This is a genomic window from Bacillus sp. TH25 (genome assembly GCF_016650935.1).
Taxonomy (GTDB): Bacteria; Bacillota; Bacilli; order Bacillales; family Bacillaceae_G; genus Bacillus_A; species Bacillus_A mycoides.
On the sequence record NZ_JAEKEU010000034.1, the window covers coordinates 43,571 to 49,905 of the forward strand.

Below are 6,335 nucleotides of genomic sequence, written 5' to 3' on the forward strand. Positions count from 1 at the left end.
ACGTATAAGCTGTTAACTCAACGTTGATTAAAAAATGTATCCGCTTACCTTGTATTATATACAATTGACAGAATTTTAACAATATTTATTTTGACATATATTCCATAATTATGAAAATGTCTTAAAACAATTAAAATTGGCTCAAACTTCTCATTTTTACAATATGTCATTTCCCCTTGTACCATGACATTCACACTACAAACAACTTTTCCCTCATACATCAAAAAACAGTTAGCTATCGCTAACTGTTCCACCACTTCACTTTGGCAATACGAATATTGTTTCGTTTGACTTAGAAAATTGATACTCTTTTCTAGCAAACTTTAAAATCTCTTCTTCATTATCTGTTAAATTCTCAATGTTAGTCTTTAAAGAACCTTGATCTTTCTTTAAAGAAACTAATTGTTTCTTTTGATTTGTTATTGTATTTTTTTTGCCATTAATTACTTCTTGTTGTTTCGTTAAAATATATTGAACGTACAAAGTAGTCGCAGCAATAAATATGAACATGAAAATAAAACGCCTTAACTTCTTCTTATTTATAGTTCGCTTGTCGTTAGGCTGTGATAGTTGCTCTGGTATATTAGGAACATTTACTCTTTTGAGTTTCCTCATTTTCAAATCCCCCTAACCCATATTTTTTCACTACCATCGGCACGATCTCTTACTAACTTAAATTCTATTCTTATAAAATAAGCTCCTTCACCAAAAAAACTCACAAATTAACCAATTAGAGATAGCGTTCGACGACATCTCTGTATTTAAAATAAAAAATTTTATTTATGCTGCTATAAAATAGTAGTTTATGTTATTCTTTTTCCCCAATTGTAGAAAACATTTTTACACATATAAATTCTAGTTTTGCATACCGATGTTATAACATGCTTACAAGGAGGAAAAATGATGCACTACCGTACATTAGGTAAAACTGGAATTACTGTTTCTGAAATTGGCTTTGGAGCGTGGGCGATTGGCGGCGATGAATGGGGTCCTGTTAACGACAAACAATCTATAACCGCTATGAAGAAAGCAATTGAATGCGGCGTAAACTTTATTGATACTGCTGATGTATACGGATTAGGACATAGTGAAAGGTTAGTAACTCAAGCGATAAGAGAGCACCGTAATAATATCATTTTATCAACGAAAGGCGGTTTAATTGGGCATCACTATGATCCAAGTGGAGAGCCTGTTTATAATACTGCCGAAAAAGTGATCGCAGTATTTGAAACTAGCTTACTGCGCCTAGAAACAGATTATATTGATGTTTATTTCTGTCACATTTGGTGGGATAAACGAGAAGAAACAGAAGCATTTTTACGTGCATTTGAAATATTAAAACGGGACGGAAAAGTAAGAGCTGTTGGAGTTTCAACTCACGACATACAATATATAAAACACTTCAATAAAAACGCTGAAATTGATGTTGTGCAACTTGATTACAACATATTAAACCGAAAACCAGAAAACGACATACTGCCCTACCTACAAGAGAACAATTTAGGAGCTGTTATACGCGGCCCTTTAAAAATGGGGATATTAACTGGAAAGTTTACAAATAAAACAACTTTTCTTGACGGAGATTTACGCCAAGAATGGCCAAAAGAAAAGTGGTTTCAAGAAGATTTACAAAAAGTAGAGAAACTACGATTACTCTCAAATGAAAATCAAACCTTAGGGCAACTTGCACTTCGTTATGTCCTCACTCATCCAGCGGTATCGGTCGCAATTCCTGGCGCAAAAACAGAAAAACAAGCGAAAGAAAATGCAGACTCATCTATCCGTCCAATTCTTACAGATGAGGAATTAGCGCATATTCAGTCAATATAAAACAAGACCAGCAGCTGGAAATATCCAACTGCTGGTCTTGTTTTACTTTTAATATTTTAAATCTATATCATATTCCATTCTCTTCGCTGTTTCTTCAGCAACCCGAGCACCTAACAAATTTCTCACAATGTGAAATGACATATCAATTCCAGCTGAAATTCCTCCAGACGTAATAATATGCCCCTCATCTACAAACTTTACATTCTCTAATACTTCCACATTCGGAAAATCATTTCTAAAACTTTCAATACTTGCCCAATGTGTTGTCGCTTTGAAGCCATCGAGTAATTCAGCTTTCGCAAGTAAAAGCGCTCCAGTACAAACAGAAGCCATTAACTTCACTTCTTTCATTTGCTCGCGGATCCAATTTGTTATTATTTCATTTTTCATTTCTTTTTCTCTAACACCTAACCCACCAGGAATAATTAAAATATCAACTGGAGGCAAGTTTTCGATACTATAGTCCGGTTGTACCTTTAATCCATTTCTCGCTGTAATCATTTCTCCATCTTGACTAACAGTATGAACTGTAAATGGTTAACCTTCACTTGTTGCTGTAACGGAAAAAACTTCAAATGGACCCGCAAAATCTAACACTTCCACTTCATTAAAAAGAAAAACCCCTACATTCCAGTGGCTAATCATAAGCTCACTTCCTCTTGCAAATGATGTAATAGGGATTCATGCCCTTTTTCTAAAGCAATATCATATGCGGTTTTCCCATCATTTTTCTTAATCATTTTATTAGCACCATTTTCAAGAAGTAATATAATGATTTCTTCATTTCCTAATAACGCTGCTTCATGAAGTCCTGTCCAGCCACCACTTTGAACTGCATTCACATCTGATTCCTTTTCAATTAAGAAAGCTACAAGCTCGCTTTGTTTGTTCGCAATTGCTGCTTGAAGTGGCGTATTTTCATTTTCATTTTTTGCTCTAATATGTATATCTGCACCCTGTTCTAAAAGGAAGCTTGCTAGTTCTTTCTGTCCAAAATAAGCAGCTAAGTGAAGCGGTGTCCATCCATCTTCACTAAATGAGTTAACAACACTTGGATCCGTATTAATGATTTCTACTACCTTTTCTTTTTCCCCGCTTATGACTGCTTGTGATATTGATATGATTTGTTCCATAATGAACCTCCATGTATACAAATATTAAGTACAGCGCATCTTTATTTCCGAGGAATTACAGCGTTCTATTACCATTCCTATTTTGAATATAGTCGATGAGACGTTAAAAGCAATTCCTGAAAATACAAAAACAGTCGCTCTTCTTGCAACAGAAGCGACTGTTCAAGCAGGTATTTATCAAGATGGGATTGCAAAACGTAATATAGAGTACGTTCATAATGAACAATGGCAAGAAATGATTAATCAAATTATTTCTTGTATTAAATGCGGAGAAATTGAGGAAGCTCGCATGGGGGATTGAAAAAGCAGCAAACCTTTACTTCGGTAAAAAAGTGGATCAATTAACACTGGCTGAAAGTGCAATGATGGCTGCTATAGTAAAAGCACCGGCTTATTACTCACCTGCACAAAATTATGATAAAGCAGTTGAGAGACGGAATGTAGTTTTAAGGCTAATGGAGAAAGAAGGGTATATAAATCATGATGAATATGTGCAAGCAGTTAGTGAGAAATTAGTAATTCGCCATGATATAAAAACAGAGCAATCCATGTTAAAAAATGCCCGTGAAAAAGCAGTAAGTTAAAAGAAGTTCCTACATAGGAGCTTCTTTTTTTAATAATTTGTGACAAAAGGCGACACAATATTGTCACAAACGTTGTATTTTTGTAATTTATGTGAGCGTGTTCATTGCGTGACCTATGTAAGTATTGATATTATGTGTATTGTGTACAATGATGTATACAGAATATGAAATTAAAGAGGAATGTATATGAAATCATCAAACAAACTCATGGCTCTTGGTATAGTTTTTTCTATCGCAGTATTGATTGTAATCGGGACGATTGTGTATAGCATCATAAATGACAAGAAAGATAAAGGGAATGAGATGTTTGCTTATTCTACGCAACAATCTTTAGGGAAAGATGATGCTCCAGTTAAGGTAGTTGAATTTGGAGACTTTAAATGTCCAGCTTGTCGTACTTGGGATGTAACAGTATTACCACGATTAAAAGAAGAGTATATTGATAAAGGTAAAGTGCAGTTATATTTTATTAACTTCCCGTTTATCGGAAAAGACTCTGATTTAGGTGCAGCTGCCGGTGAAGCAATTTATAAACAAGATCAAGATTCATTCTGGATTTTCTATGATGAGATTTATCAAAATCAAAAGAAAGATACTCAAAATGTATCTAGTTCGTTACAAACAAATACTCAACGAGATCGTACTTCCGTCAAGCAAGCAATGCGGGATACATTGCAACTTGGATACCCGGGGATACTTGCTAAAACTTCTGAGGGTGGAAAAACGTGGGGGTATGCCGCTGGAATAGCGGATCTGAGAACCAAGAAACCAATGAAAACAGATTTTCGCTTTCGCATTGGGAGTGTGACGAAGACGTTCACCGCAACAGTTGTACTTCAATTAGCTGGAGAGAATCGCCTGAATCTAGACGACTACATCGAAGACTGGTTGCCTGGTGTCATTCAAGGAAATGGATATGATGGTAACCAGATTACTATCCGGCAGATATTGAACCATACAAGTGGTATCGCTGAATACTCAAGGTCAAAAAACGCTGATTTTACGGATACAAAAAAATCGTATACGGCTGAAGAGTTAGTGAAGATGGGGGTTTCTCTGCCTCCAGACTTTGCCCCAGGAGATGGCTGGTCTTATTCAAACACAGGATACGTATTACTGGGCATTCTTATTGAAAAAGTAACCAGAAACAGCTATGCGGAAGAGATTGAAAATCGGATTATTGAGCCACTCGAATTGTCGAATACATTCCTACCAGGCAATTCAAGTGTTATTCCAGGCACTAACCATGCCCGTGGATATGTCCAACCAGACGGAGCAAGTGAGCTAAAAGACGTTACTTATTATAACCCAAGTGCAGGTAGCTCTGCTGGAGATATGATTTCTACTGCTGACGACTTAAATAAATTCTTCTCTTACTTAGCTCGGTGGTACTAGTGTTGTCCAAAAAATAAATGCTTGCTCCTACAAAAAAGAAGTGGTCTAGATAGGATTAACACTGGCTATTGTTTAGGGTAGAAGAAGTTCAGTTGCAAACGGAGTCTAAGTGACAGCCAATCACGGCCGATTTTGAGATAGAAGAGAATTGTTATTAAAGCAAAAAGACAAGATTTGAGATATAGAACAGTTAAAAATAAAGATATGAAAGTGGGCAATACGAAAACTACTTGGCAGTCACAGGTCAGGTGAATTTAGATATTACTATAGAACATGAGTAATTGTAGTAAGTCAGATCTAGGAACTCTTTCATGATTTAAATTTTTTTTCAGGCAAGGGACTCTAGACTTTAAAGGAAGTTCAATTTAAAGATACAGTCTGGAATAGGGTGAGTTCCTTTTTGAAAGATGTCTTGAGTTGTAGTAAAGTAATTAATTGTAATCTTAAAAATAAATTCGGAATACAATATTACGTAGATTGGGGCAATCGGTCGCTTGATTTTTAAAGGGTTTAGTGAAAGTGTTGTCTATTAACATTTTTAAAACTCAACACTTTTCACTCTAAACCACTTAAAAAATCCAAGCGATTTTATTTTAACTATTCACCCGATTATACAATTCAAGTAGTTCCTCTACAGCAATATTATTTATTTTCATACCTGTTATATCACTATTTTGTATTTCAACATTTTTAAGATTACAATTAATTACTTTACTACCTTCAAGATCGCATCTTTCAAAAGAAATAGACTCCTTACCTTCTTCAAGGCTTGTATCTTTAAATTGAACTCCACCTAAAGTCACCAAATTAAATTTACTGCCTGAAAGATTTAAATCTGCATATGAGGAGTTCCTTAGATTTATATTTTTAAACTTTGATTGACTTACATTACAATTACTCATGTTCATATGCATTACATTGCTATTAACAAATGAACTATCCTTTAAATTCACCTGATAATACTCTGTATTTGCCAAATTACAGTTTTCGTATTGCCCACTTTTCATATCTTTATTTTTAACTAAGTTCTCTTCGCTTGAATCTGTCTTTATTCTTTTTACATAGCAATATTCATCTTCTGTTTCAAAAATTGTCTCAAAGCCCATTTTTTTATAGAAATGATGATTATTAACTTGTCTACTAGACGTCTCAAGATCCCAAATCCTTACGCTTGGAAACTCTTCTTCTATAAACTTAATAGCCAGTGATCCAATCCCTATCCCCTGATTCCAAGACCATATCCATCGATTCCTTCTTTTCCTGTAGGAACTGTAGTAAGCATTTGTTTTAGTTGCTGTTCCTTCAGTAATTTGCCACCGAGCAAGTAAGAGAAGAATTTATTTAAGTCGTCAGCAGTAGAAATCATATCTCCAGCAGAGCTACCTGCACTTGG

At 35.0% G+C, this 6,335-nt stretch carries 4 protein-coding genes and 6 pseudogenes; 4 read left to right on the forward strand and 6 right to left on the reverse strand.

Features of this window, described 5'->3' with window-relative positions; genetic code table 11:
* Positions 1–44 precede the first annotated feature (44 nt).
* Both JFT89_RS15295 and JFT89_RS15300 read right to left on the reverse strand, forming a co-directional pair.
* Positions 45–320, reverse strand: coding sequence for a hypothetical protein (locus JFT89_RS15295; protein WP_016095609.1), 276 nt, complete (start codon positions 318–320; stop codon positions 45–47).
* Positions 259–615, reverse strand: a complete 357-nt coding sequence (locus JFT89_RS15300; RefSeq protein ID WP_002085024.1) for an FtsB family cell division protein — start codon at positions 613–615, stop codon at positions 259–261. The genes JFT89_RS15295 and JFT89_RS15300 overlap by 62 nt, the downstream gene beginning before the upstream one ends.
* 288 nt (positions 616–903) lie before the next feature.
* On the opposite strand from JFT89_RS15300, the gene JFT89_RS15305 reads away from it, so the two are divergent.
* Positions 904–1,830: an aldo/keto reductase gene (locus tag JFT89_RS15305; protein ID WP_201040327.1), complete on the forward strand. Its 927-nt coding sequence runs from the start codon at positions 904–906 to the stop codon at positions 1,828–1,830.
* A 48-nt stretch (positions 1,831–1,878) separates the two neighbouring features.
* Here the strand turns inward: JFT89_RS15305 and JFT89_RS15310 are convergent.
* Both JFT89_RS15310 and JFT89_RS15315 read right to left on the reverse strand, forming a co-directional pair.
* A pseudogene (locus JFT89_RS15310) lies at positions 1,879–2,475 on the reverse strand (DJ-1/PfpI family protein).
* Positions 2,472–2,963, reverse strand: a complete 492-nt coding sequence (locus JFT89_RS15315) for an ankyrin repeat domain-containing protein (protein WP_002012948.1) — start codon at positions 2,961–2,963, stop codon at positions 2,472–2,474. The pseudogene JFT89_RS15310 and the gene JFT89_RS15315 overlap by 4 nt, the downstream one beginning before the upstream one ends.
* A gap of 27 nt (positions 2,964–2,990) precedes the next feature.
* Between JFT89_RS15315 and JFT89_RS15320 the strand changes: the two are divergent.
* The 3 pseudogenes from JFT89_RS15320 to JFT89_RS15330 all read left to right on the forward strand — a co-directional run.
* Positions 2,991–3,252 (forward strand): annotated as a pseudogene (locus tag JFT89_RS15320) (aspartate/glutamate racemase family protein); the annotation flags it as partial.
* Positions 3,251–3,547 (forward strand): annotated as a pseudogene (locus JFT89_RS15325) (transglycosylase domain-containing protein); the annotation flags it as partial. The pseudogenes JFT89_RS15320 and JFT89_RS15325, both read left to right, overlap by 2 nt.
* Positions 3,548–3,850: 303 nt before the next feature.
* Positions 3,851–4,927, forward strand: a pseudogene (locus tag JFT89_RS15330) (serine hydrolase); the annotation flags it as partial.
* A 608-nt stretch (positions 4,928–5,535) separates the two neighbouring features.
* On the opposite strand, the pseudogene JFT89_RS15335 reads toward JFT89_RS15330, so the two are convergent.
* Both JFT89_RS15335 and JFT89_RS15340 read right to left on the reverse strand, forming a co-directional pair.
* Positions 5,536–6,168: pseudogene (locus tag JFT89_RS15335) on the reverse strand (pentapeptide repeat-containing protein); the annotation flags it as partial.
* Positions 6,168–6,335: pseudogene (locus JFT89_RS15340) on the reverse strand (serine hydrolase); the annotation flags it as partial. The pseudogenes JFT89_RS15335 and JFT89_RS15340, both read right to left, overlap by 1 nt.

What these genes read in the sequence shown, in the direction of transcription:
- JFT89_RS15305 (WP_201040327.1), top strand. Translation starts at nt 904, where the DNA reads ATGCACTACCGTACATTAGGTAAAACTGGAATTACTGTTTCTGAAATT.
- JFT89_RS15300 (WP_002085024.1), bottom strand. Translation starts at nt 615, where the DNA reads ATGAGGAAACTCAAAAGAGTAAATGTTCCTAATATACCAGAGCAACTA.
- JFT89_RS15315 (WP_002012948.1), bottom strand. Translation starts at nt 2,963, where the DNA reads ATGGAACAAATCATATCAATATCACAAGCAGTCATAAGCGGGGAAAAA.